Source organism: Kitasatospora sp. NPDC034035 (assembly GCF_055575755.1).
Genome location: NZ_JBVISA010000014.1, coordinates 42,881 through 66,353 on the forward strand (window position 1 = coordinate 42,881; position 23,473 = coordinate 66,353).

Below are 23,473 nucleotides of genomic sequence, written 5' to 3' on the forward strand. Positions count from 1 at the left end.
AGCACCATGCGAGGCTGCATCGCCAGGAAGATCGCCACGTTCGGGATGGCCGCCGCGGCCACCCTCGGCGTGCTCGGGACCACCACCCTGCCGGCCGCGGCGGCGCCCGCCCCGGACCAGAGCATCACCCCCGGGTCCATCGCGGCGTCGAACACCGTCGCCGCCGCGCCCTACCACTGCGTCATCACCGCGAACTACGGCTGGCGCTGGGAGGGCTACTGCAACATCTACTCCGGCTGGCTGCGCACCATCACCTACTGTGCCAACGGCACGCACACCACCGGCCTGTGGATCGGCGCGCGGCCGGAGGCCTGGGACGTCTGGGGCAACTGCCCGGGGTCCGCCTGGACGAAGATCGTCTTCCAGTGGCACAGCTGAACGTGCCCCTGCGACCTGGCGGCCCCGGCGCGGACGGCGGCCGACGGTCGGCGGGGTGAGGGGCGACAGGTAACAGGTACCAACTGACAGCTGACAGATTTCGAAATCTGTCAGCTGTCAGTTGTCGGCTGAACTCTGTCAGCTGAACGCTGTTATCCGAAAGCTGTCATCTGACCGCCGACGCCCGTCACACCGACACCACCTCACCCGAACCCCGCCGGCGCGGCGTCCGCGAGCAGCCGGGCGGCGCGCACCCGGCCGGCGTGCTCGACCAGGTTGATCAGCACCTCCTTCCCCGACGACCGGTGGCGCGCGTCGCAGAGCAGCACGGGCGTGCCGGTGTCCAGGTCCAGCGCGCGGGCAACCTCGTCCGGGCCGAACTCCCCGGCCCCGGCGAACCGGTTGACCGCGACCACGAACGGGATGCCCCGGTGCTCGAAGAAGTCGACGGCCGGGAAGCAGTCCGTCAGGCGGCGGGTGTCGGCGAGCACCACGGCACCCAGCGCGCCCTGGGCCAACTCGTCCCAGAGGAACCAGAAGCGGTCCTGCCCCGGAGTGCCGAAGAGGTAGACCGCCAGACCCTCCCGGATGGTGATCCGCCCGAAGTCCATCGCCACCGTCGTGGTGCTCTTGCGCTCCACACCGTCGAGGTCGTCCACCCCGCGCCCGACCTCGGTCAGCCGCTCCTCGGTGCGCAGCGGGCGGATCTCGCTGACCGCGCCGACCAGCGTCGTCTTGCCGACCCCGAAGCCGCCCGCCACCAGGATCTTGAGCGCGAGCACGGTGCCGTCGGGGTCCTCCGCCACCGACGCTCCGGAAGACCCGGAAGCCCCGGACGGGTCGGACGGGTCGGACGGGTCGGACGGGTCGGACGGGTGAGACCAGCAGGCCGGATCGGACGGACCGGATCGGTGGTCAGAGTGCGCGGAGTCCATGGATGACCTCCTGGAGGATGCGCTCGTCGGGGAGCAGGGCGGGCGGGACGGGGCGGTTGACCCGGATGAGTCCGGCCGCCAGCAGGTCGCCGAGCAGCACCCGTACGACGCCCACCGGCAGGTCGAGGTCGGCGGCGAGCTCGGCCACGGACAGCGGGGTGCCCCGGCACAGCGCGTGGATGCGCGCCTGTTCGGGACCGACCGGCGGCTCGGGCGCGTCCGGGACGAGCGCCGGGTCGGGCAGGACGCTGACGACGACGGCGATCAGGTCGAGCTGTTGCCCGCCGGCCCCGGTGCGCCCCCGCGTCATGGCGTACGGGCGGACCAGCGGGCCGGCCTCCTCGTCGTACCAGCGGGCCCGGTGGGCGGCAGCGAGCGGGTTGCGGGGGTGTCGCCCGGCCTCGGCCGGCGGGTGTTCCGGATGTCGCTCGGCGGACCACCCCTCGCGGGACGGCCGCTCGGCAGACGGCCCCTCGGCGGACGGGCGGGGCACCGGGCTCACCAGCCGTCCACCGCGCGCGCCGGGGTGCTCAGGTGCTCCCCGACCCGGCGGACCAGTCCGGCCATCTCGTAGGCGATCAGACCGAGGTCGGCCCGGGCGGTGGCGAACACGGCCAGGCAGGTGCCCTCCCCGGCGGCCGCGACCAACAGGTAGCCGCCCTCCAACTCGACCATGGTCTGCCGGACTTCGCCCGCGCCGAAGTGGCGTCCGGCGCCCTTGGCCAGGCTGTGGAAGCCGGAGGCGATGGCGGCCAGGTGCTCGCCGTCCTCGCGCGGCAGGCCGGCCGAGGCGCCCGTGGCCAGTCCGTCGGCGGAGAGCATCACGGCGAAGCGGACCTCGGGGGCGCGCCGGACCAGCTCGTCGAGGAGCCAGTTCAGTTCTCCTGCGCGGTGGGTGGTGCCGATCACGGGCGCTCTCCTTCGGGTCGGGGCGGGAACAGGGGACCGCGCGGGCCCTGCGGCGGTGGGAGGTCGGCGGGCTGCTGAGCGGTGGGTCGGCCGGCGGGCCGGTCCGCGAGACGGTCGTACCGTCCGCCCTCGGGGCGCAGGCCGCGCGCCCACCCTTCCTGGAAGGCCGCCATCGCCGCACGCGCCGCCTCGGGGCTGCGGCCCTCATGACCGCCACCCTCGTGGGCGCGACGTTCGGGGCCCGTACCCGGCGCCGTGGGCGGTCCGGCGGTGGCGGCGGTCATACGGCGGGGGCGGGGGCCCGGTCCGGTCGGGGCCTCGCGCAGCTGCGGAACGAGGCTCGCCTGACGGGTCCGACGCGGCAACTCCTGGCGCCCTGCATCGAGTTGGCGATCGGCGGGCACCTGATCCGGCTGCGGATCCGACTCCGACTCCAGGCTCCTTCGGTACGGCTGCGGCGGCCCGGACTGCGGACGGAGGGCGGCACCCGGGCCCCCGTCCGCAGCCGGGCCGGCCACCCGGGCACTCGAGGCCCGGATGGGGGTGCGGCGCGCCGGCCCGGGGTCGCTCCCCCGGACGCCGAACGGCGGCAGTGCCCCATCCTCCGGCGGTGGCCCACCCACCGCCGGAAGTCCTTCACTCCCCGCATCGCGCAGGCTGTCCCCGCCCGTCGGGCCGAACTCCCGCTCGACCCAACCCGGGTACGCGCGCTTGACCGGGACCGGTGCGGCAGGATCGACCGGTGCGACGCCCGGCTCCGGCACCGGATCGTACGGTTGACGCAGCCCGTCCGCCGCCCCGTCGGTCAGCAGCGCGGTGGGCAGCAGGACCACCGCGGTGGTGCCGCCGTACGCGGAGGTCACCAGCGAGACCTTGACGTCCTGCCGCCGGGCGAGCCGGCTGACCACGAACAGGCCGAGCCGGTCGCTGTCGAAGAGGTCGGTCTGCTCGGCCGTGGCGATCCGGCGGTTGGCGGCGGCCAGGGCCTCCGGGCCCATGCCGAGGCCGCGGTCCTCGATCTCCAACGCGTAGCCGGTGCCGACCTGTTCGCCCCGGATGTGCACCCGGGTGCGCGGCGGGGAGAAGCCGGTGGCGTTCTCGACCAGCTCGGCGACCAGGTGGGTGAGGTCCGCGACGGCGTGCCCGGCGACGGCGGCGCGCGGCAGCGGGTGCACCTCGACCCGGGCGTACTCCTCGACCTCCGAGACGGCTGCGCGCACCACGTCCACCAGCGGGACGGGCCTGCGCCAGGCCCGGCCGGGGGCGGCGCCGGAGAGGATGATCAGGCCCTCGGCGTGGCGGCGCATGCGGGTGGTGAGGTGGTCGAGCCGGAACAGGTCGGCCAGCTCGGACGGGTCCTCGGTGCGGCGCTCCATCGCGTCCAGCAGGGTGAGTTGGCGGTGCACCAGGACCTGGCTGCGCCGCGCGAGGTTGACGAACACCCCGGATACCCCGGACAACACCTCGGCCCGCTCGACCGCCGCCGTGACGGCCGCCCGCAGGACGGTGCCGAGCGCCCGGTGCACCTGGCCGATCTCGTCACCCCCGCCCACCGGCCCCGGCGCCTCGGCCTCGATGTCCACCTCCTCGCCCGCCCGCAACTTCCGGATGGTGGCGGGCAGTTTGCGACCGGCCAGCTCAAGCGCCGTATTGCGCAGGCCGATCAGGTCGGTCACCAGTCCGCGCCCGACCTGCACCGAGATCACCAGCGAGGCGACCACGCCGACCAGACCGAGCAGCACGGCCATCCCGGCTGGGGTGAACAGGCCCAGGGCGTAAGGACTCTGGCGATCGGAGGCAACCCGTCCGGCCTGGCCCTCGATGGCGCGCAGGCCGCTCACGACATTCCCGGCGACCACCGCCCACCGGTCCGCCGGCACCGCGGCGACGGCCGTCCGACCGTCGGCGGCACGGACCCTCTCCTCGTACCCGACCAGCTCGCGATGATCCTGGCCGCCGGTGACGGCGAGCAGCGCCGCCCGGTCGGCGGGGCGCAGGTCGGCGGCGGAGCTCCGCTCGAACTCCCGCCGGGCGAAGGCCGTGCCGGAGAACTCGCGCAGCTGGTCGTCGCCGAGCGCGCCGGTGAGCTGGGCGACTCGCAGCAGCGCGTCCTCGCGGGCCAGCAGTTCGCGGGAGCGGGCCAGCTCCAGCAGCGCCCTCCTGTCGGCGGCGGCCGGATGGTCCTGCAGCAGGGTGACGGCGCCGGCCGCGGCAAGCGCCCGGTCCACCGCCTCGCCGTACGCGGCGTACACCTCGGGCCAGCCGACGCTCCTGGCCAGCACGCGCCCGCGCAGCTCGGGCAGGGCCGCGAGGGCGGCGCCGAGGGCGTCCAGGCGGGCGGCGGCGTCACCACCGAGGCCCTGGGCGTCGGCGCGGTTGTAGCCCTGGTCGGGGTGCCGGGGATCGGGGTACAGCGGGGTGATCGCGCGGTCGGTGGTGGCCGAGGCCTCGCGCAGGGCGCTCACCCGGGCCTCGGTGGGGGCGGTCGCCGGGGCGGCCAGCAGCTGACCGGCTGCGGCGCGTTCGGCCTGCAGCCCGACGATGGTCCCGGCGACGGGGGTGAGCACGGTGCGCTGGGCGTCGCGCTGGCGCAGCAGATCCCAGACGCCCTGGGCGGTGGTGACGGTGGCGAACCCCCACAGGGCGATGATCGAGACGACCGGGACCATCAGCAGGGCGATGATCCGGGCCCGGACGGTCCGGGGGCGCAGCCCGTGCAGCCCGTGCAGCCATGTGCCGGGCCGCGGTGGACGGGCGGGCGGCCCGGCATGGGCACCCCGACGGGCACCGGGGGCGGTACCGCGGTCTTCTCGCATGGATGAGGAGCCTTTCGGGCGGGGCAGGGGCGGGCGGAGGCGGAGGCGGAGTGGTCGGGAGCCGCACGAGGCCTGACGCGCCCGGGCACGCAGTGTCCAGGTGGCCGCGCTCAGGTGGCCGCGCTCAGGTTGCCGCGCTCAGGCGGCGCGGTCGTGGTGCTCCGCGTCGTGGCGCTCGACTCCGGGGAGAGCGGGCTCGGGCGGTTCGGGCACGGGGGGCGCGGCAGTGGCGGGGAGCTCCTCGATGGCCAGCTCGCCCGCCTCCCGGTAGCCGGCCCGCTCCTGGGCGGTCGGCGAGAGCGCGACGAAGGCCGAGGCGAGGAAGAGGAACGAGCCGAGGCCGACGGCCAGCGGGAAGACGAACTCCATCGCGCCGGCCCCGCCGAGGCCGCCCCGGCCCGGCTCCAACCGGACGTGCACGGCGGCCATGCCGGTGTAGTGCATGCAGCTGACGGCGAGGCCCATGGCCAGCGCGGCGGCCCCGGCCGCGTAGACGTTGCGGATGGTCACGGCGGCCCAGAGCGCGGCCGTGGCGGCGCCGACCGCGACCAGTACGGACAGCGCGACCGTCCCGGCGTCGTAGCTCAGAGCGCCGTGCATTCGTACGGCGGCCATGCCCAGGTAGTGCATCGCGGCGACGCCGAGGCCGGTGGTGACACCGCCCGCCAGCAGGGAGAGGCCGCGGTGCGCGCCGTAGCAGACCACGGTCAGACCGAGGCCGGTGACCAGCACCGCGACCACGAGGCTGAGGACGGTCAGCGGGACGTTGTAGCGCAGCTCGGTGCCGTCGACGGCGAACCCGAACATGGCGACGAAGTGCATGGTCCAGATGCCGGAGCCGATCGCGGCGGCGGCCGTGACCAGCCAGTTCCGCCGGGCGGCACCGCTCGCGGCCAGACCGCGCAGCGTGCAGCGCAGCCCGAGGGCGGCGCCGGCGCAGGCCATCAGGTACGAGAGGGCGGGGGTCAGCCAGCCGAGACTGAGGGGGTTGAGGGTGCCCATGGGACCTCCGGTCGACCGGTCGGGCCCGGGGCGGTTCGCGGTGCGCCCGGGCTCCCCGGGCCGGGCGGACTCCATGCGATCGGCGGCGAGGCGCTGTCAGATCCGTGGGGACCCGGTCTCGTCATATGCCATTCGCATGTGCGCTTTCGGCCTGGGGTGCGTGGGACGCTATCGAGGGGCCGGAAACCGCCACCCGAAGATCTGAAAAGCTGCCCACGAGCGACGGGCGGTGTGTTCGAATGACCCGGTCGTATGCCCGGACGGCAGGCGGCAAACAACAAACAGCGGACGGATAACAGAGTTTGACATCTGTCATCTGTCCGCTGAAAGTTGAACGCCGACCGCCGACCGCCGACCGCCGACCGCCGACCGCCGAACCAGCTCAGCCCGCGGCCGCCACCCGGATCCGCATCGGGCTCGCCGCCCGCAGCGTGATCCCCTGGGCGAGCGCGACCCGCCGGTCCACCGCCTCCACCTCGAAGTCCCGCAGCAGCACCGCCAGGCTCAGCACCGACTCCAGCATCGAGAAGTGCTGCCCGATGCACGCCCGCGGCCCACCGCCGAACGGGAACCAGGCGTAGCGGTGCCGGGCCTTCTCCTCCTCCGGCAGGAAGCGGTCCGGGTCGAAGCGCTCCGGGTCCGCCCAGTGGCCGGGGTGCCGGTGGGTGACCAGCGGCGCGACGACGACCTGGGCCCCCGCCGGGATGACGTACCCGTCGATGACGGTCTCGTCGACCGCCCGCCGGCCGACCAGCGACGCCGCCGGGTAGAGCCGCATCGCCTCCTTCAGCACCCGGGTGATGTAGGGCAGTGCCTCCAGGTCCGCCGCCGTCGGCGCCCGCCCGGCCAGGACGGTCCGCGCCTCCTCCTGGGCGAGCTTCCGGTGCTCCGGATGCTTGGCCAGCAGGTGCAGCGCAAAGGCCAGCGAGGTGGCCGTGGTCTCGTGCCCGGCGATCAGGAACACCAGGACCTGGTCGCGGAGTTCGTCCGGGTCCAGCCGTTCCCCGTCCTCGCCGCGCGCCCGCCCCAGCAGCGTGAGCAGGTCGTCCGCGTCCTCGTTGTCCCCGCGCGCGGCGCGCTCCGCGATGATCCGGTCACAGACCTCGTACAGCGCCCGCTGGGCGCCGAGGCCGCGCCGGTTGCCCGGGGTCGGCCAGGTGCGCGGGACCCGGACCGGGGCGAAACCGCGCTCCTTGACGTACTCGCCGAGCAGCGGGAAGTTGTGGTGGACCACCTCGACCGCTTCCTCCACGTCCGCGCCGAAGAGGATCCGCGCGACCGCCCGCATCGCGAACCGCGACATCTCCTCCGCCGCGTCCACCACCCCGTCCGGCACCGCGCGCCAGCGCTCGGTGAGCGACTGCGCCTCCCGCGCGATCACGTCCGCGTAGCCGTCCACCCGGCGGTGGGTGAACAGCGGCTGGATCAGTCGGCGCTGGCGCTGGTAGTCCTCGTCCTGGCTGGTCAGCAGGCCATTGCCGACGCTGGTCCGCAGCTCGTCGTAGAAGGCACTCTCCTTGCGGAAGTTGGCCGCCTCCCCGCCCAGCACCTTCTGGACCCCGTCCGGGGAGAACACCGCGTAGAACTCGACCCGCAGTCCGGGCGGGCCGGCCTGCAGCCGCACCACGTCGCCGTGGTCGCGGCGGGCCGCGAGGTAGGTGCGCAGCGGCCGGCGGGTGAGGTCGAACAGCGACCCGACCAGCGGATTGCCGACCGGTCCGGGTATGACGGTTTCGGTGGCCATGGGTGACTCCTTCTGCACAGGGATGCGCACCGACAACTCTACTGACGGGTAGTCAATGCCGGAAGGATCGTGCAACCAGTGCCGTCAGGACAGCCGGCGCGGCCGGCGCAGCCACCGCGGCCAGCGCGGCGACGGGACAGCCAAGGCAGCCGGTCCCGTCGGCCTCTCGGCCTACTCGTACTCGGTGCCGCCCTTGCGCGTCAGGTAGGCGTCGCTGACCACCTTGGCGATCGCCCGCCCGCCGAGCTTCATGCTCCAGCGCTCGGTCACCGGCCGCACCACCACGCCCTCGCGCAGGTGGAGTTCGCGCCCGGAGCAGGTCTCCTTGCCGTGGGCGTGCGCCAGCACGGTCTCCGGGTCGAACGGCCCGCGCCACAGCTCGGGCACCAACGGCAGCTCACCGTCCAGCAGTTCGGGCGCGGACAGCCAGGTCAGCCGCCCGTCCACCACGGCCGACACGTCGAACGCCGCGTACCCGGGCCGCCCGGCGCGCGCGGAGACCCCGTAGGCCAAGTCCTGCACGCCCTCGCCGAAGACCTCGCCGAAGATACCGACCCGCTCGGCGCCGAGCCGCTCCGCCAGCCGGGCCGCCACCGCCGGGATGTCGTACGCGCGCACCGCCCGCCAGTAGAGGTTGCGCTCGTCCTCGGCCAGCGCCAGCCCCTTCGCACCGATCCCCTTGGACGACACCTGCACCTCGCCGGTCTCGGCGGTGTACGTGACCAGGCAGCAGCTGCCGTGCAGCTTCTCGGTCAGCACCACCGGCTCGCCGGGCTCGAAGACGTCGGGGTAGCGCTTGAGGTTCTCGATGTCCACCCAGGGCAGCAGGTCCGGAGCGCTGACCACGTCGCCGCTCATCGAGGTCGGCACCGGCGGCTGCCACTTGACCACGCCGAGCAGCTCGGCGAAGTCCGCGCCCTGCTCGGCCGCGGCCGCCAGGTCGGTGTCGGCGAGTGCGGCGGGCCGGCAGACGATGCCCTGGGACAGCTCACCGCGCAGCCGTACCGCCCTCACCCGGTTCGCCCGGGAGCCGGCCAGCTTGCCGGTCAGGCCGAGCTCCGCGATCAACTCCTCGGGGAGGACGGACTGTTCGGGAATGTAGACGGCGTGGTCTCCGGTCCGGTACGCGCCCCTCGCGACCACCGCCCGGTAGAGGCCGACCTGTGCGAGCTCCAGAGCATCGGCGTTCGGGTGCTCCAGGATGGTCAGCTTCTCGACGGTGACGCGCAGCGTGGACATGGACGGACTCCTCCCCTTGGTCCGACCGTGGCGGCGCGCTTCCGCGGCCGTGGTGGCTCGCACGCGCAGCTCGGTCGTGTGTACGGACGGCGACCACTCTGACCGCTCGACCGCCTTGGCGCGACGCATTTTCCGCACGCCCCGACCTCACCCCACGCCGCCCCACGCCCCCGACATCACCCCACGCCCACGACATCACCGCGCCGCCCCGCCGCCCCGCCGCCCACGCCCGCGCCATCCCGCCAACCACCCTGTCGACCACTGCCAACCACCCTGTCGACCACCCCGTCGGCCACCCCCACCGCGCCCGTTTGAGCCATCCCACAGCAGGCCCGCGGCCCCCACCCGTCCCCGCCTGTGCGAAGCAACAGAGGATTTATCGCTCGCATTTGCGGCACTATGATCGCCGTAATGGCCGCAGCTGCGGCCAGTCCCTCGCGCCCCTTCCGGCGCGCACCCCGGAGGGGAATCACCGATGAGCACCCGTACGACCGGCACCACCCGCAGACTCGCCGTCGCCGCAGCGGCTCTCGCCCTCAGCCTCGGGGTCACCGCCTGCGGCAGCGACGGCGGCAAGTCCTCCGGCTCCGCGGCGTCGACCGCCTCCTCCTCCGGGTCCTCCGCCGCCGCGGGTGGCGGTGTGCCGAAGGCCGGCGGCGCCATCACCGTCTTCGCCGCCGCCTCGCTCAAGGAGAGCTTCACCGAGCTGGGCAAGAAGTTCGAGGCGGCCAACCCCGGCAGCAAGGTCACCTTCAACTTCGGCGGCAGCTCCAGCCTCGCGACCAGCATCAACTCCGGTGCCCCGGCGGACGTGTTCGCCGCCGCCAGCCCGGCCACCATGAAGACCGTGACCGACGCGGGCGGCGCGAGCGGCCAGCCGGCGACCTTCGTCAAGAACACGCTCACCATCGCCGTCCCCAAGGGCAATCCCAAGCACATCGCGGGCCTCAAGGACCTCACCGGCTCCGGTGTGAAGGTCGCGCTGTGCGCAAAGGAGGTGCCCTGCGGCGCCGCCGCGCAGACCGCGCTCAAGGCCGCCGGCGTCGACCTCACCCCGGTCACCCTGGAGCAGGACGTCAAGGGCGCGCTCACCAAGGTCGAACTGGGCGAGGTCGACGCCTCACTGGTGTACAAGACCGACGTGCAGGCCGATGCTGCGAAGATCGACGGTGTGGACTTCCCCGAGGCCGACAAGGCCGTGAACGACTACCCGATCGCCGCCCTCGCCAAGGCACCGAACAAGGACGGCGCCGCCGCCTTCGTCGCGTACATCCAGTCGCCCGAGGCCAAGCAGGTGCTGACCGCGGCGGGCTTCCAGGCACCGTGAGCGACCGCACCACCGGCCCCGGGAAGCAGCGCGCGAGCCGCGGCCCCCAGGACCGCCGGGACCGGACCGCCGGCGACGCGGCAGGACCCGCGCAGGTCCTGCCGCGCCGCCGGCGCCGGTCGCGCACGCACCGCGTCCCGGTCACCCTGCTGCTCCCGGCGCTGCTCGGGCTGGCGTTCCTGATCCTCCCGCTGGTCGGCCTCCTGGTCCGGGCGCCGTGGAGCGCCCTGTCCGAGCAGCTCACCAGCCCCGCCGTCTGGGACGCGCTGCGCCTGTCGCTGATCAGCGCGACGGCGGCGACCGCCGTGTCGCTGGTCCTCGGGGTCCCGCTGGCCTGGCTGCTCGCCCGCACCGAGCTGCCGGGCCGACGGGTGATCCGGGCGCTGGTCACCCTGCCGCTGGTACTGCCTCCGGTGGTCGGCGGTGTGGCGCTGCTGCTGGTGCTCGGGCGGCGCGGCATCGTCGGCTCCTGGCTGGACTCAGCCTTCGGCGTCACGCTGCCGTTCACCACCACCGGGGTCGTGATCGCCGAGGCGTTCGTGGCGATGCCGTTCCTGGTGATCAGCGTCGAGGGCGCGCTGCGGGCCGCCGACCCCCGTTACGAGGAGGCCGCCGCGACCCTGGGCGCCTCCCGGCTGACCGCGTTCCGGCGGGTCACCCTGCCGATGATCGCACCGGGGATCGCCGCCGGGGCCGTGCTGGCCTGGGCCCGGGCGCTCGGCGAGTTCGGCGCGACGATCACCTTCGCGGGCAACTTCCCGGGACGCACCCAGACCATGCCGCTGGCCGTCTACCTGGCCATGGAGTCCGACCCGCAGGCCGCGATCGCGTTGTCGCTGGTACTGCTCGTGGTCTCCGTCGCCGTCCTGGTCGGCCTGCGCGACCGCTGGCTGTCGACCCCGTGACACCGCCCGCCCCCGCCCGCGCCTCCTCGGACGCCCCCGTGAACGCCCGGACACCGACCCGAGACACCCGAGACACCCGAGACGCCCGAAACGCCTGGACGCCGACCCGATGAGCACCTCGAACCCCGCGCACACCGAACGCCTCCCGAGCGCCGCCCTCGACGCCCGGCTACGGGTCGACCGCGCCGCGTTCACCCTCGACCTCGCCCTCACCGCCGCCCCCGGCGAGGTGATCGCGCTGCTCGGCCCGAACGGTGCCGGCAAGTCCACCGCGCTGCGCGCCCTCGCCGGCCTGCTCCCGCTCTCCGGTGGCCACCTGCGCCTGGACGGCGACACCCTGGAGGACCCGGCCGGGCGCGTGCACACCCCCGCCGAGGAGCGGCCGGTCGGCGTGGTGTTCCAGGACTACCTGCTCTTCCCGCATCTCAGCGCGCTCGACAACATCGCGTTCGGCCCGCGCTGCCAGGGCCGCCCCAAGCGCGCGGCCCGGGCCGAGGCCGCCGCCTGGCTGGAGCGGATGGGCCTGGCCGACCACGCCTCGGTCCGCCCCGGCCGGCTCTCCGGCGGTCAGGCGCAGCGGGTGGCGCTGGCCCGGGCGCTCGCCGTCCGCCCCCGACTGCTCCTGCTGGACGAGCCGCTGGCCGCCCTGGACGCCCGCACCCGCCTCGACGTACGGTCCCAACTGCGGCGCCACCTGGCCGAGTTCGACGCGGTGGCGGTGCTGGTGACACACGACCCGCTGGACGCGATGGTGCTGGCCGACCGGCTGGTGGTGATCGAGCACGGGCACGAGGTGCAGTCCGGCAGCCCGGCCGAGGTGGCCCGGCGGCCGCGCACCGACTACATCGCCCGCCTGGTCGGGCTGAACCTGTACCAGGGCCGGGCCGAGGGGACGCATGTCACGCTCCCGGACGGCACCGTCCTGGCCACCGCCGAGGAACTGGACGGCCCGGCGTTCGTCGCCTTCCCGCCGTCCGCGGTGACCCTCTACCGGGAGCGGCCGCGGTCCAGCGCGCGCAACCTGTGGCAGGTCGAGGTCACCGGCCTGGACCTGCACGGCGACCGGGTCCGCGCGGACCTGGCCGGCGACCTGCCGATGGCCGCCGACCTCACCCCGGCCGCCGTCGCGGAGCTGGAACTGGCGCTGGGGGTCACGGTCTGGGCCTCGGTCAAGGCCACCCAGACCCACGCCTACCCGGCCTGAGCCGCCACCCGCCGCCCCCTGCCGGGCCCACGGAGGCCACGGAGGCCACGGGGCCCGAAGACCATGGGGGCTACGGGTGCTACGGGGGGCTACGGGGACTACTCCGACGGCTCGACGAACCCCGACTCGTACGCGGCGATCACCGCCTGGGTGCGGTCGCGCGCACCCAGCTTCGCCAGCACGCTGCTGACGTGCGTCTTCACCGTCTGCACACCGAGGAACAGCTGCTCGGCGATCTCCCCGTTGCTGAGGCCCCGGGCGACCAGCCGCAGCACCTCCGCCTCCCGCTCGGTCAACGCCGCCCGCTCCATGGCGGCGCGGGCGGTCGGGTTGCCGTGCCCGGCGGCCAGGCGGCGGATCGCGGCCGGGAACAGCAGCGACTCACCCGCCGCCGCCAGCCGTACCGCGTGGGCGATCTCGGCCGCGCGGGAGCGCTTGAGCAGGAAGCCGTCGGCGCCCGCACGCAGCGCCTGGTAGACGTAGTCGTCGTTCTCGAAGGTGGTCACGACCAGAATCCGCGGCGGCCGCTCCCCCGGGGCGACGGGGCGCAGCAGCTCACGGGTGGCCGCCAGTCCGTCCATCACGGGCATCCGGACGTCCATCAGCACGACGTGCGGGCGCAGTTCACGCGCCAGGGCGACCGCCTCCGCGCCGTCGGCCGCCTCGCCGACGACCCGCAGGTCGCCCTGCGCCTCCAGGACGGCCCGCATGCCGGCCCGGACCAGCTCCTCGTCGTCGGCGAGCAGGATGTCCGTCATCCCCGTAGCGCCCCCGGCCATCCCCCGCGCACCCCCGGTCATCCCGCGCACATCTCCGGCCATCCCCGCGCACCCCCGCTCGGGCTGTCCGCCACAAGATCGTTCGTCACGAGCCCAAGCGTAGGGGCAGCCGGACGGTCAGCACCCACTCCCCGCTCCCGTCCTCCGCCGCCCCAGCCGTCGACTCCCCGCCGAGCAGCGTGGCGCGCTCGCGGATGCCGCGCAGGCCCTTGCCGCCCTTGCGCGCCCCGCCTGCCGCCGTCCGCACCCCGCCCACCGAGGGCCTCGCCCCGCCGCCGGGCAGCCGGCTGGCGCAGCGCAGCTCCAACTGCCCGGCCCGTACGGCGATCCGGACGTCGACCGGTTCGCCGGGCGCGTACTTGAGCGCATTGGTGACCCCTTCCTGGACGATCCGGTACGACTCGCGGGAGAGCACCCCGGGCAGCGCGCCCACCGGCACGTCGATCCGCGCCTCGACCGGGCTGCCGGCCGCGCGGGCGGTGTCGAAGAGTGCGGGCAGCTGGTCGATGCCGGGCTGTTCGGTGGCCACGCCGTTCGCCCCGGCCGGGGTTTCGCGCAGCAGGACGAGGGTGCGTTCGAGGTCCTCCATGGCCTGGCGCCCGGTCTCCTCGATGACTTCGAGCGCCCTGGCGACGAAGGCCGGGTCCCTGACCTCGCGCGCCGCGCCGGCCTGAAGGACCGTCACCGTCAGTGCGTGGCCGATCGAATCGTGCAGTTCGCGCGCCAACCGGTTGCGCTCCAGCAGTCGTTCGGCCCGCAGCTCCGCCTCCGCCAGCCGCTCCGCCGGGGACGGGCCCAGCAGTCTTACCGCCAGGGCGAGTTGGAGTCGGCCCGCGTACACCAGGAACCAGCCGAAGCCGAGCACCAGCAGCGGGAGGAGCGGGAGGTACCGGAGCGCGTCCGGGCCGGTCAGCCGACCGTAGGCCGCGGCCAGGCCGAGGGCCATCGCGAACCCGACCACCGAACCGAGCGCGACCCGCCCGACCAGCCAGCCGGCCGTCCGCCGCCGGTCGGCCCAGCTGCGGGAGGGGTCGATGGCGATGTCCTCCTCGCGGTCGGGCACCAGCAGCAGCCGGGCCTGCACCCCCTCGGCGCGCCGCGCCGCCGGCACGAGGGCGACCACCACCAGCAGCACGGTGTCCGACGTGACACTCGCCATCAGGATCTCGCCGAGGCCCTTGTGGTACGTCCCCGGATAGATCATCAGGACGACGCCCGCGAAGATCCACCCGACCAGCAGGTGCACCAGCCGCGCGTACGTGGCGCCGGCCAGCAGCGGTGCGAGAAACCTGGGTACGGCCGTCGTGGATACACCGTTCCCGGGCGCGCGGGCCTTGAGCGCTGCGATCTTGGGCATCCGGCCATCCTGCCAGGTCAACCATGCCGCCGGGCTCCCGCACCGGTCGCCCGCGATCTCCCTCCGAGGAGGGAGGCGGATCCCCGCCCCGGCGGGATCCGCCGCACCCGCCCCCTCCGGTCGAATGGAACCACCGCCGGACACCACCGCCGGGGACCGCCGACGGACACCACCGCCGGACACGACCGGCGCAGACCGCAGCCCGAGGAGGGGAAGGCGACCGTGATCGAGATCCAGGGCCTGACCAAGGAGTACGACGGCCGACGCGTCGTCGACGAGCTGACCTTCGAGGTCCGACCCGGCGTGGTGACCGGCTTCCTCGGCCCGAACGGCGCCGGCAAGAGCACCACCATGCGCCTGGTCCTCGGCCTCGACCGCCCCACCGCCGGCCGCGCCCTGATCGACGGCCGCCCGTACACCGAACTCGCCGACCCGCTGCGCCGGGTGGGCGCGCTGCTGGACGCCCAGGCCCTGCACGGCGGGCGGACCGCCCGGGGCCACCTGCGCTGGCTCGCCGCGAGCAACGGGCTGCCGGAGCGCCGGGTCGGCGAGGTGCTCGCCCAGGTCGGCCTGGCGGACGCGGCCGGGCGCCGGATCCGGAGCTTCTCGCTCGGCATGCGCCAGCGCCTCGGCGTGGCCGCCGCACTGCTCGGCGACCCGCCGGTCCTGATGCTGGACGAGCCGGTCAACGGCCTCGACCCCGAAGGCATCCGCTGGATCCGCACCCTGCTGCGCGACCTGGCCGCCGAGGGCCGGGCGGTACTGGTCTCCTCCCACCTGATGACCGAAATGGCCCTCACCGCCGACCACTTGGTGGTGATCGGCCGCGGCCGGCTGCTCGCCGACGCCGCGACCTCCGACTTCATCGACCGCCACGGACGCACCCGGATCCGGGTGCGGGCCGTCGACCCGACCAAGCTGGCCGCCCTGCTCGGCGGCACCGGCCATGACCTCGACGCCACCGAAGTCGACGGCGGCGCCTGGGAGGTGAGCGGCGCCGAGCCCGAGCGGATCGCCGCGCTCGCCGCGGCCAACGGCGTGGTGCTGTACGAGATCGCCGTCCAACAGGACTCACTGGAGGAGGCGTTCATGCGGATGACCGCGGACAGCGTCGAGTACCGGGCGGAGGCCGCCGTATGAGGTCGGCCGCCTTCGGCGCCTTCCGCGCCGAACGGGTCAAGCTCTCCACCCTCCGCTCGCTCTGGGTCACCCCGCTGCTCGCCCTCCTGCTCACCGCCGGGGCCACCACGGCCGTCGGCGCGGCCCTCGGCGGCAGGGACCGCAACATCACCGACGACCCGAGCATCGGCGTCTTCTACGGGCTCAACTTCGGTCAGGCGGCGCTGGCTTGCTTCGGCATCCTGCTGATCGGCCAGGAGTTCAACACCCGGATGATCGACGTTTCGCTCACCGCCGTGCCCCGACGCGGCCGACTGTACGGCGCCAAGCTGGCGCTGGGCGGGCTGGTCGGCCTGGTCGTCGGCGCCGTCGGGACGGCGGGCGCGTTCGCCGGGTACGCGGCCACCGTCCCCGGCGCCTGGGACGGCCCGCCCCTCGTCCGCAGCGCCGTCGCCGGTGTGCTCTACCAGGCGCTACTGGTGGTGTTCTGCCTCGGAGTGACCACCGCGCTCGGCAACCTCACCGCCGCCATGGGGCTGCTGGTCCCGACCGTCTTCCTGCTCTCGCCGCTGCTCAGCGGCGTGCCCGGGATCCGCCGGGTGGTCCGGTTCCTGCCCGACCGGGCCGGCCAGTACGCGCTGCGGTACGTCGACGACCCGCAGGTCGGGTACGGCCACTGGACCGGACTGCTGATCATGGCGCTCTGGACGGCGCTGGCGGCGTACGGCGGCCTGCGGGCGATGCGCCGTAGCCCCACCAAGTAACCCCGGATGAACGGGAGATGGGAGAGACCGTGAGCACGCTTTCCGGCGCCCTGCGCGCCGAACGGATCAAGTTCACCACCCTGCCCTCGCAGTGGGCGGCCCCGCTGGTCGCACTGGCGCTGACCGTCGGCATCACGGCGGCGGTCAACGCCGCCTACGGGGCGAAGGACCACACCCCCGGAGCGGACCCGGCCGGCGGGATCTTCTACGGGCTGCTGTTCGGCCACGTCGCCGTGGCCTGCTTCGGAATCCTGCTGATCGGGCCGGAGTTCAACACCCGCATGATCGGCAGCTCGCTCACCGCCGTCCCGCGACGCGGTCGGCTCTACGGCGCCAAGCTCGCGCTCGGCGCCGGGCTGGGCCTGCTGCTCGGGTTGGTCTCCACGGCGGGATCGTTCCTGGCCGTCGACGCCACCGCCGGCCTGGACTTCTCCACCCCGGGCCTGACCCGAAGCTTCCTCGCCGGTGTCCTGTACCACCCGATGATGGTGTTGATCTGCCTCGGACTGACCACCATGCTGGGCAACTTCAGCGCCGCACTCGGCCTGCTCACCCCGATGGTCTTCCTCGGCACCACATGGCTGGCCGCCATCCCCGGCGTCCGCGAGGTCGGCCAGTTCCTGCCCGACCGGGCCGGCCTGTACGCGATGCGCACCCAGCCGGAGCCGGGCGTCCACTACGGGCACTGGACCGGGTTGCTGATCATGGCGCTCTGGACGGCGCTGGCGGTCCTCGGCGGCCTGCGGGCGATGCGCCGGTACGAGGCGTCGGGCGGGTAACGGCAGACAGCGAACAGATGACAGGGTTCAGCTTTCAGATTTCGAAATCTGTCATCTGTCTGCTGTTCGCTGTTCGCTGTTCGCTGTTCGCTGCCATCCGCCAGCCGCCACAGCGCCGGGTGCCGCGATCACCGTGCAGCCGCCCGGGGCGATCTCCCTGTACGGGGGTCCTTGCTGGTCGCACAAGAGATCAAGGGCCTAACTGACCCGAAGACCCACCGCCAGGGTCAGTTCAAGGACCCGGTGCGGCGATGCGAGATCCGGAAACAGCTCCCGCAGCTGCGACATCCGGTACCGGACTGTCTGGGGATGGACGAACAACGCCGCCGCCACCTCGTCCCGCCTGCCCTGGTGCAGCAGCCACGCCCGCAAGGTCTCCTCCAGCCGCCGTGCGGTCGCGGCAGGCAAGGTCCGCAACGGTGCGAGGGCTCGGGCACGCAGGTCTGCGAACGCGTCCACGTCGGCGCTCAGCACCAGCTCGGGAAGGTGGTCCTCGGTGTCGCGAATATCAGAGGAGAGGGAGCGCGCGCGTGCGGCTCGTGCGTACGAGGCGGACGCACGAGTCCATGGCCGTGCCGGACCGACCACGGCGGTGCGGTCGGTCAGCTGCCGCAAGAGGTGTGATCGGTCGGCATCGGGGACGAGCAGCACACCGGTGGCGTCCGGCAGATCGTCGAGGACGAGAGTGCTCGGGTCGAGCGCGCGGTAGGCGGGCCGGGCCTGGGCGGCGGGCAGCAGGACGGCGGTCAGCGAAACCGGGGGCTGCCACCCGGCCCGTTGAGCAGAGGCCAGCAACACGTCCGGGCTCGCGCCGGCGAGGAGGTCGCGGGCCAGGTGTTCCAGGTGGCGCTCGTGGGCCCTGCCCCGGGCGGCCAGTTCGTCGGCATGGCCCGCGGCGCTCGCGGCGGAGAGCTCGTCGATGTAGGCGAAGGTCAGCTCGGCGAACTTGGCGACCTCGGCGGCGGGCAGACCCGCGGGTACGGCACCCGCTGCCAGGCATCGCCAGGCCACGCGGGCGCCGACGCGGTAGGCACTGAGCAGGGCGTCCATCGAACGGCCGTCGCGCACCTCGCCGCGGCCCAGCTCGTAGGCTGCGTCACCGGCGTCGCCACCCGTGGCGTTCCCGCTCGCGAGGTCCAGGTAGTGCCCCAGGGCGGTGCGGACGGCTCGGCGGATGGTGCCGCCCATGCGGCCCGAAAGGGCGTTGGCATAGGGAGGGACCTCGTCAATGATCGCCTCGACGACCTCGTCGGCGGTGGCCGTCAGCACAGCCCGAAGCGCGGTGACCGTCGTCTCATCCAGGACCAGCTCGCTGGCCCTCAGGATTGCATGGCTCACGTTTTTGTTCCCTGCGAACAATTCAGCCGACCAGATTTACGTCCTATGGTCAGGACTTTACGCCCTGAGGCGCAGCAAGCTGGAGTCATGACGAGTGCAGCCCTCCGCAGCAGGGCGTGGAAACTGCTGGAGATGGTCACGACGCCGCTGCTGCCGTCGGACTACCTCGACCTGGTCAGCCCGCTGCGTGCGGGCGCGGACCTGCGTGGGCGCATCGAGGCCGTGCACCCCGAGACGGGTGACGCCGCGACCATCGTGATCAGGCCGGGACGGGGCTGGCGCGGCCACACGGCCGGTCAGTACGTGCGGATCGGGGTCGACGTCGACGGGAGGCGCCTGTGGCGTGCCTACTCCATCACCTCGCCGACAAACCGCCAGGACGGCCGCATCACGATCACCGTGAAGGCGATCCCGGACGGCAAGGTCAGCAACCACCTGGTCCGCAGGGCGACACCGGGCACGCTGATCCAGCTCGACCAGCCGACCGGTGACTTCGTGCTGCCGCAGGCCACGCCCGCCAAGGTGCTCTACCTGACGGCCGGCAGCGGCATCACGCCCGTGATGGGCATGCTGCGCGACATCGAGTTGGACGACGTCGTCATGGTCCACTGCGCGCCGCAGCCGCAAGACATGATCTTCCGCGGCGAACTGCACAGCCTGGTCGCGGACAAGAAGCTGCGCCTCACCGAGGTGCACACCAACCAAGGCGGCAGGCTCGACATCGCCCGTCTCGGCGAACTCGTGCCCGACTGGGCCGAGCGCGAGACCTGGGCCTGCGGGCCCGCGGGCCTGCTCGACGCCGCAGAGGAGCACTGGACCGAGCACGGCGTCCGAGAGCGTCTGCGCACCGAACGGTTCCGCCCCCGCATCGTCGTCACCGGCGACGGCGGCGAGGTCACGTTCAGCGCCACCGGCAAGACCGTCGACGCGGACGGCGCCACGCCGTTGCTGGACGTCGGCGAGGAAGCCGGCGTGCTGATGCCCTCCGGGTGCCGTATGGGCATCTGCTTCGGCTGCGTCACGCCGCTCAAGGCGGGCGCCGTCCGCGACCTGCGCACCGGCGAGATCACCGAGGCCGAACCGGGCGTCCTCATCCAGACCTGCGTGTCCGCCGCGGCGGGCCCCTGCGACATCGAACGGTAGAGGCACCTTGACCGCCATCGACCCCACCGCCCACCTGACCGCGGAGCAGATCGAGGAGCTCGGCCGCGAGCTGGACGCGATCCGCGACGAGGTGATCGCCGATCGCGGCGAGAAGGACGCCGCCTACATCCGCAAGGTCATCTCGGCGCAGCGCAAGCTCGAGCTGGCCAGCAGGGGCGTGCTGCTGTTCTCGATCTTCCCGCCCGCGTGGCTGCTCGGCACCGCCGGTCTGTCCGTGGCGAAGATCATGGACAACATGGAGATCGGCCACAACATCCTGCACGGCCAGTGGGACTGGATGCGGGACCCGAAGATCCACTCCACCACCTGGGAGTGGGATCACGTCTCGCCGTCCGAGCAGTGGAAGCACTCGCACAACGAGCTGCACCACACGTACACCAACGTGATCGGCAAGGACAACGACCTCGGCTACGGCATCATGCGCGTCGACGAGGACCAGAAGTGGCACCCGTTCCACCTCGGCCAGCCGCTGTGGAACCTCGTCAACGCCTGCTTCTTCGAGTACGGCATCGCGGCGTACGACCTGGAGCTCGGCAAGAACCTGCACAAGCGCCGCCGCAGGAACCCGGAGTTCCGCGCGCGGGCCAAGGCCGTGGGCCGCAAGATCCGCAAGCAGGTGCTCAAGGACTACGTGATCCACCCGCTGCTGTCGGGCCCGTCGTTCCTCACCACGCTGGCCGCCACGTTCACCGCGAACCTGGTCCGCAACATCTGGACCCACTCGGTGATCATGTGCGGGCACTTCCCCGAGGGTGTCCAGGTCTTCGAGCGCCGGTCGATCAAGGGCGAGACGCGCGGCCAGTGGTACCTGCGCCAGATGATGGGCTCGGCGAACATCAGCGGCAGCAGGGCCATGCACTTCATGACCGGCAACCTGTCGCACCAGATCGAGCACCACCTGTTCCCGGACCTGCCGAGCAACCGGTACGCCGAGGTCGCGGTGAAGGTGCGCGCGCTGTTCGAGAAGTACGAGCTGGAGTACGTCACCGGACCGTTGCCGAAGCAGGTGTTCTCCGCGTGGCGCAAGGTCTTCCGGCTCTCGCTGCCGAACAAGAAGCCCAAGGTCACGACGCCGGACCGGGAGCAGGAACTCGTCGCGGCCTGATCCCCGGTACCGGTTCTCCGGGTGACGACGCGTTCACGAACGCCGAAGGCGCGGGGTGGGGCAGTAGCGCTCGCCTCCTTCGACTGCAACAGTCGGCCCGGGGGCGATCTCGGTGAAGCCCGCGTCCCGGACCACCGGCAGCCCGCTGCGGAGGAGTTCCTCCCACGCCTCGGGCTCGGCCGTCCGCACCGCCAGCGCGAAGCCGGACTCCGCCCACTCCTTGCGCTGCGTCTCGTCCAGCTCCCACCACGCGAGCTGGGCGGCGTGTCCGGTCTGGGCCATGGTCTTGCCCGCGCTCATCTCCAGCTCCGGGTTGAGCCACAGCACCGGCAGCCCCGGCTCGGGCGCGCCGACCTCGGCGGTCTCCTCCAGGTCCGTCCCGGAGACCTGCAACTTGGCGAGTTCCTTCGGCCAGCCGTCCAGCGGGATCGGCGGGAACACCCGCACCTCCGCCTCCCGCCCCCGCACCGTGATGCCCGGCAGCTCCCCGGCCCGGCGCCACTCCCCGCCACGGGCCCGCCGGACCACCTTGCGGATCCGGGCGTCCTCCCAGGCCGCGACCCGCTCGGCCCACTCGCCGTCCGCCTCGGTCACCCGCGGGTCGGCCAGCAGGGTGAGCACCGCCCGGGCCGAGGTCTCCAGCGCGTCCGTCCGCCCCGGCGGGGTGGCCCGCTCCAGTCGGACGAGCAGCGGCAGCACGTACTGCGGCCGCGCGTCACGACCCTCGGGGGCCGGGGATTCGCCGGAGCCCGCGTCAGTTGCGGAAGGCGAGGCAGGTGAGGCAGGCGAGGAAACCGGGGGAACGGAAGCCGGGGCATCGAACGGAGAAGTCACCCGTCCAGCATGCCAGCCCCACCCGGCCCGGCTCGGCCCACCCCGTCCGGCCCGCTTTCGGCCCCCTTTCGGCCCGCTTTCGGCCCCGGTTCAGCCCCCGTTCAGCGCAGCCGCTGCCGCAGCTCGTCCACGGCCGCCCGGATGCCCGCGCTGTAGGCGTCCTCGGGCAGCGCGTCCAGGCTGCGCACGGCCTGATCCAACTGTTCGCGCGCGAGGTCTGGCTCGCCGAGCTTGAGGTGGTCGGAGGCCAGGTTGAGGTGCAGCGAGGGGTAGAAGGCGCGTACCTGGAGGGCCGGTTCGTAGGTCCGGGCGCGCTCGGCGGTCAGCGAGTCGGCGGCGGCCAGCGCCCGCCGGTCCCATTCCAGCTCGGCCTGCGGGTCGTCCTGAAGATCGGCCAGATAGTGCGCCAGCACGCAGCGGTGGAAGACGTCCTGGTCCCCGAGCTCCTCCCAGAGCGCCTCGAAGCCGGCCCGCGCCTCGGCCGTCTGCCCGCGCTGGGCCGCCCGTACGCCGTCCAGCCCGAGCGCGATCCGGTCCAGTGCCCGATCGTCGCCACCGGCCAGGGGTTCGCCGGCCCGGCCGGAACCAGTCGAGGACACCTCACGCATATCAGGCACATCGGACATGCCCGCAGCCTAGCCGCCCGGCCGGCGACCCGCCCCACCCGATCACAGACCCGCCCCGGCCGTCCGGCGCCCAGTCCCGGCCGTCCCATCCGCTCCGGTCAGCGCCGGTAGCCGCGCTGCGGGTCTCGCTCCTCCGCGTCCTCGTACATCAGGAACCAGCCCTCCGGGTGCGTGGCCGCCAGCAGCGCCTCCGTCCGCTGTTCCGCACCGAGCTCGGGGTCACCGTCGTCGGGCCCGTAGACGCCGAACAGCTCGTCGTTGCAGCCGTCCCAGTCGTAGTCGTAGAGATCGGCCGGGAGGTCGCCCATCATGTCGGCCACCGACTCGGGCTGCGCACCGAGCAGTGCCCGGGCGTCCACCAGCGCCATCCGCAGCCCGATCTCCTCCGCCAGGCAGCGCGGCAGCGGCCATTCGCCGAGCGCGAGGTCGTCGGCCAAGTCGTCGAAGGCCCGGGCGATCGCCCGGCGCCAGGCCACGTGCATCCGCCAGGTGCGCTGGGGCAGGCGGGCGAAGACCGTCCAGTCGATGTCCTCGCCGTCGGCGACCGCCTCGTCCCCGTGCTCGTCGAGGTCGTCGTAGGCGGCGTCGGCCAGGCCGAGCAGCTGGGCGTGGAGCAGGCAGGCGGTGCGCGGGGTGAGCGTCCAGTCCGCGCCCGCGCCGCCGTCCTCGTCGTCGCTCTCCAGCGGGAAGAGTTCGGCGAAGTCCGGCGTGAAGTCCTCGGTCACGCTGATCTCCAGCGTGCCGCCGATCGCCTCGACCCCGGGGATGGCGGCCACCAACCGGTCCGGGTGCAGCAGCGCGCCGAGCGCCGCGTTGGCGTCCTCGGCGACCTCGCGCAGCAGTTCACGGCGCTGGCCGGCCGGGTCGATGCCCCCGAAGTCCAGCTCCTCGACGACCCTGATCGCGGCCGCGCGCAGGGCCGGCCAGTCGGTGATCCGCAGGCCCAGCACCACCGTCGCCTCGATCTCCTGCGCACCGGAGTCCTCCGCCGCGCCCGGCCCCTGTGGATGATCGCTTCGCTCGCCCATGGGGCTACGGTACGGCTTTTCGGCCGCCCGATCACCGGTCCGGCCCAGCTTCCGGCAGCCTTCTCGGCCACCGCCCGGCCCAGCCTCGGTCACTCGGACGCATGACATTGGCAGGATGCGT

22 protein-coding genes are annotated in these 23,473 nt (G+C 73.4%); 9 read left to right on the forward strand and 13 right to left on the reverse strand.

Annotated features, from left to right (window positions below; translation table 11 throughout):
- Positions 1-6 precede the first annotated feature (6 nt).
- Positions 7-378 (forward strand): hypothetical protein, encoded by a 372-nt coding sequence (locus ACZ52J_RS20895; RefSeq protein WP_360490150.1) that lies wholly within the window; start codon positions 7-9, stop codon positions 376-378.
- A gap of 203 nt (positions 379-581) precedes the next feature.
- Here ACZ52J_RS20895 and ACZ52J_RS20900 read toward each other — a convergent pair whose 3' ends face one another.
- The 7 genes from ACZ52J_RS20900 to ACZ52J_RS20930 form a co-directional block, all read right to left on the reverse strand.
- Complete coding sequence (locus ACZ52J_RS20900) at positions 582-1,184, reverse strand: GTP-binding protein (RefSeq protein ID WP_360490152.1); 603 nt, start codon at positions 1,182-1,184, stop codon at positions 582-584.
- Between the two features lie 109 nt (positions 1,185-1,293).
- A complete protein-coding gene (locus tag ACZ52J_RS20905) occupies positions 1,294-1,806 on the reverse strand; it encodes a DUF742 domain-containing protein (RefSeq protein WP_465620888.1) in 513 nt (170 codons plus the stop codon).
- Positions 1,807-1,811: 5 nt separating this feature from the next.
- Positions 1,812-2,222, reverse strand: a complete 411-nt coding sequence (locus tag ACZ52J_RS20910; RefSeq protein ID WP_465620666.1) for a roadblock/LC7 domain-containing protein — start codon at positions 2,220-2,222, stop codon at positions 1,812-1,814.
- On the reverse strand, positions 2,219-5,038 hold the full coding sequence (locus ACZ52J_RS20915; RefSeq protein WP_465620668.1) for a sensor histidine kinase: 2,820 nt from the start codon (positions 5,036-5,038) through the stop codon (positions 2,219-2,221). Before ACZ52J_RS20915 ends, ACZ52J_RS20910 begins: the two co-directional genes overlap by 4 nt.
- 138 nt (positions 5,039-5,176) lie before the next feature.
- Positions 5,177-6,040: an MHYT domain-containing protein gene (locus tag ACZ52J_RS20920; protein ID WP_465620670.1), complete on the reverse strand. Its 864-nt coding sequence runs from the start codon at positions 6,038-6,040 to the stop codon at positions 5,177-5,179.
- Positions 6,041-6,422: 382 nt separating this feature from the next.
- Positions 6,423-7,784, reverse strand: a complete 1,362-nt coding sequence (locus tag ACZ52J_RS20925; protein WP_465620671.1) for a cytochrome P450 — start codon at positions 7,782-7,784, stop codon at positions 6,423-6,425.
- Between the two features lie 171 nt (positions 7,785-7,955).
- Positions 7,956-9,023 carry an RNA ligase (ATP) gene (locus ACZ52J_RS20930; protein WP_465620673.1) on the reverse strand — a complete coding sequence of 356 codons (1,068 nt, stop codon included), beginning with the start codon at positions 9,021-9,023 and terminating at the stop codon, positions 7,956-7,958.
- A 475-nt stretch (positions 9,024-9,498) separates the two neighbouring features.
- On the opposite strand from ACZ52J_RS20930, the gene modA reads away from it, so the two are divergent.
- From modA to ACZ52J_RS20945, 3 genes are all read left to right on the forward strand, one after another.
- Entirely contained in the window at positions 9,499-10,350 is an 852-nt protein-coding gene (modA, locus tag ACZ52J_RS20935) for a molybdate ABC transporter substrate-binding protein (protein ID WP_465620675.1), read from the forward strand.
- A gap of 98 nt (positions 10,351-10,448) precedes the next feature.
- Positions 10,449-11,255: an ABC transporter permease gene (locus ACZ52J_RS20940; RefSeq protein WP_465620890.1), complete on the forward strand. Its 807-nt coding sequence runs from the start codon at positions 10,449-10,451 to the stop codon at positions 11,253-11,255.
- Between the two features lie 109 nt (positions 11,256-11,364).
- Positions 11,365-12,459 (forward strand): ABC transporter ATP-binding protein, encoded by a 1,095-nt coding sequence (locus tag ACZ52J_RS20945; protein ID WP_465620676.1) that lies wholly within the window; start codon positions 11,365-11,367, stop codon positions 12,457-12,459.
- A gap of 98 nt (positions 12,460-12,557) precedes the next feature.
- On the opposite strand, the gene ACZ52J_RS20950 is transcribed toward ACZ52J_RS20945, so the two are convergent.
- Positions 12,558-13,217: a response regulator transcription factor gene (locus ACZ52J_RS20950; RefSeq protein WP_465620678.1), complete on the reverse strand. Its 660-nt coding sequence runs from the start codon at positions 13,215-13,217 to the stop codon at positions 12,558-12,560.
- Between the two features lie 106 nt (positions 13,218-13,323).
- A complete protein-coding gene (locus ACZ52J_RS20955) occupies positions 13,324-14,595 on the reverse strand; it encodes a sensor histidine kinase (RefSeq protein ID WP_465620680.1) in 1,272 nt (423 codons plus the stop codon).
- Between the two features lie 222 nt (positions 14,596-14,817).
- Here ACZ52J_RS20955 and ACZ52J_RS20960 point away from each other — a divergent pair, with 222 nt between their 5' ends.
- The 3 genes from ACZ52J_RS20960 to ACZ52J_RS20970 are packed head-to-tail and all read left to right on the forward strand — an operon-like array spanning position 14,818 to position 17,257.
- Positions 14,818-15,735 carry an ABC transporter ATP-binding protein gene (locus tag ACZ52J_RS20960; protein WP_465620682.1) on the forward strand — a complete coding sequence of 306 codons (918 nt, stop codon included), beginning with the start codon at positions 14,818-14,820 and terminating at the stop codon, positions 15,733-15,735.
- Positions 15,732-16,478, forward strand: a complete 747-nt coding sequence (locus ACZ52J_RS20965; RefSeq protein WP_465620684.1) for a hypothetical protein — start codon at positions 15,732-15,734, stop codon at positions 16,476-16,478. Before ACZ52J_RS20960 ends, ACZ52J_RS20965 begins: the two co-directional genes overlap by 4 nt.
- A 29-nt stretch (positions 16,479-16,507) precedes the next feature.
- Positions 16,508-17,257 (forward strand): hypothetical protein, encoded by a 750-nt coding sequence (locus ACZ52J_RS20970; RefSeq protein ID WP_465620685.1) that lies wholly within the window; start codon positions 16,508-16,510, stop codon positions 17,255-17,257.
- A gap of 198 nt (positions 17,258-17,455) precedes the next feature.
- Here the strand turns inward: ACZ52J_RS20970 and ACZ52J_RS20975 are convergent, their stop codons facing one another.
- Complete coding sequence (locus ACZ52J_RS20975; RefSeq protein ID WP_360490177.1) at positions 17,456-18,595, reverse strand: helix-turn-helix domain-containing protein; 1,140 nt, start codon at positions 18,593-18,595, stop codon at positions 17,456-17,458.
- Positions 18,596-18,682: 87 nt separating this feature from the next.
- On the opposite strand from ACZ52J_RS20975, the gene ACZ52J_RS20980 reads away from it, so the two are divergent.
- Positions 18,683-19,738: a ferredoxin reductase gene (locus tag ACZ52J_RS20980; protein ID WP_465620687.1), complete on the forward strand. Its 1,056-nt coding sequence runs from the start codon at positions 18,683-18,685 to the stop codon at positions 19,736-19,738.
- Between the two features lie 7 nt (positions 19,739-19,745).
- Positions 19,746-20,864 carry a fatty acid desaturase family protein gene (locus ACZ52J_RS20985; RefSeq protein ID WP_465620689.1) on the forward strand — a complete coding sequence of 373 codons (1,119 nt, stop codon included), beginning with the start codon at positions 19,746-19,748 and terminating at the stop codon, positions 20,862-20,864.
- Between the two features lie 33 nt (positions 20,865-20,897).
- Here the strand turns inward: ACZ52J_RS20985 and ACZ52J_RS20990 are convergent, their stop codons facing one another.
- The 3 genes from ACZ52J_RS20990 to ACZ52J_RS21000 form a co-directional block, all read right to left on the reverse strand.
- Entirely contained in the window at positions 20,898-21,698 is an 801-nt protein-coding gene (locus tag ACZ52J_RS20990) for an aminoacyl-tRNA hydrolase (protein WP_465620691.1), read from the reverse strand.
- Between the two features lie 101 nt (positions 21,699-21,799).
- Positions 21,800-22,324, reverse strand: coding sequence for a hypothetical protein (locus ACZ52J_RS20995; RefSeq protein WP_465620693.1), 525 nt, complete (start codon positions 22,322-22,324; stop codon positions 21,800-21,802).
- A 98-nt stretch (positions 22,325-22,422) separates the two neighbouring features.
- A complete protein-coding gene (locus ACZ52J_RS21000; protein WP_360490188.1) occupies positions 22,423-23,352 on the reverse strand; it encodes a hypothetical protein in 930 nt (309 codons plus the stop codon).
- Positions 23,353-23,473 lie beyond the last annotated feature (121 nt).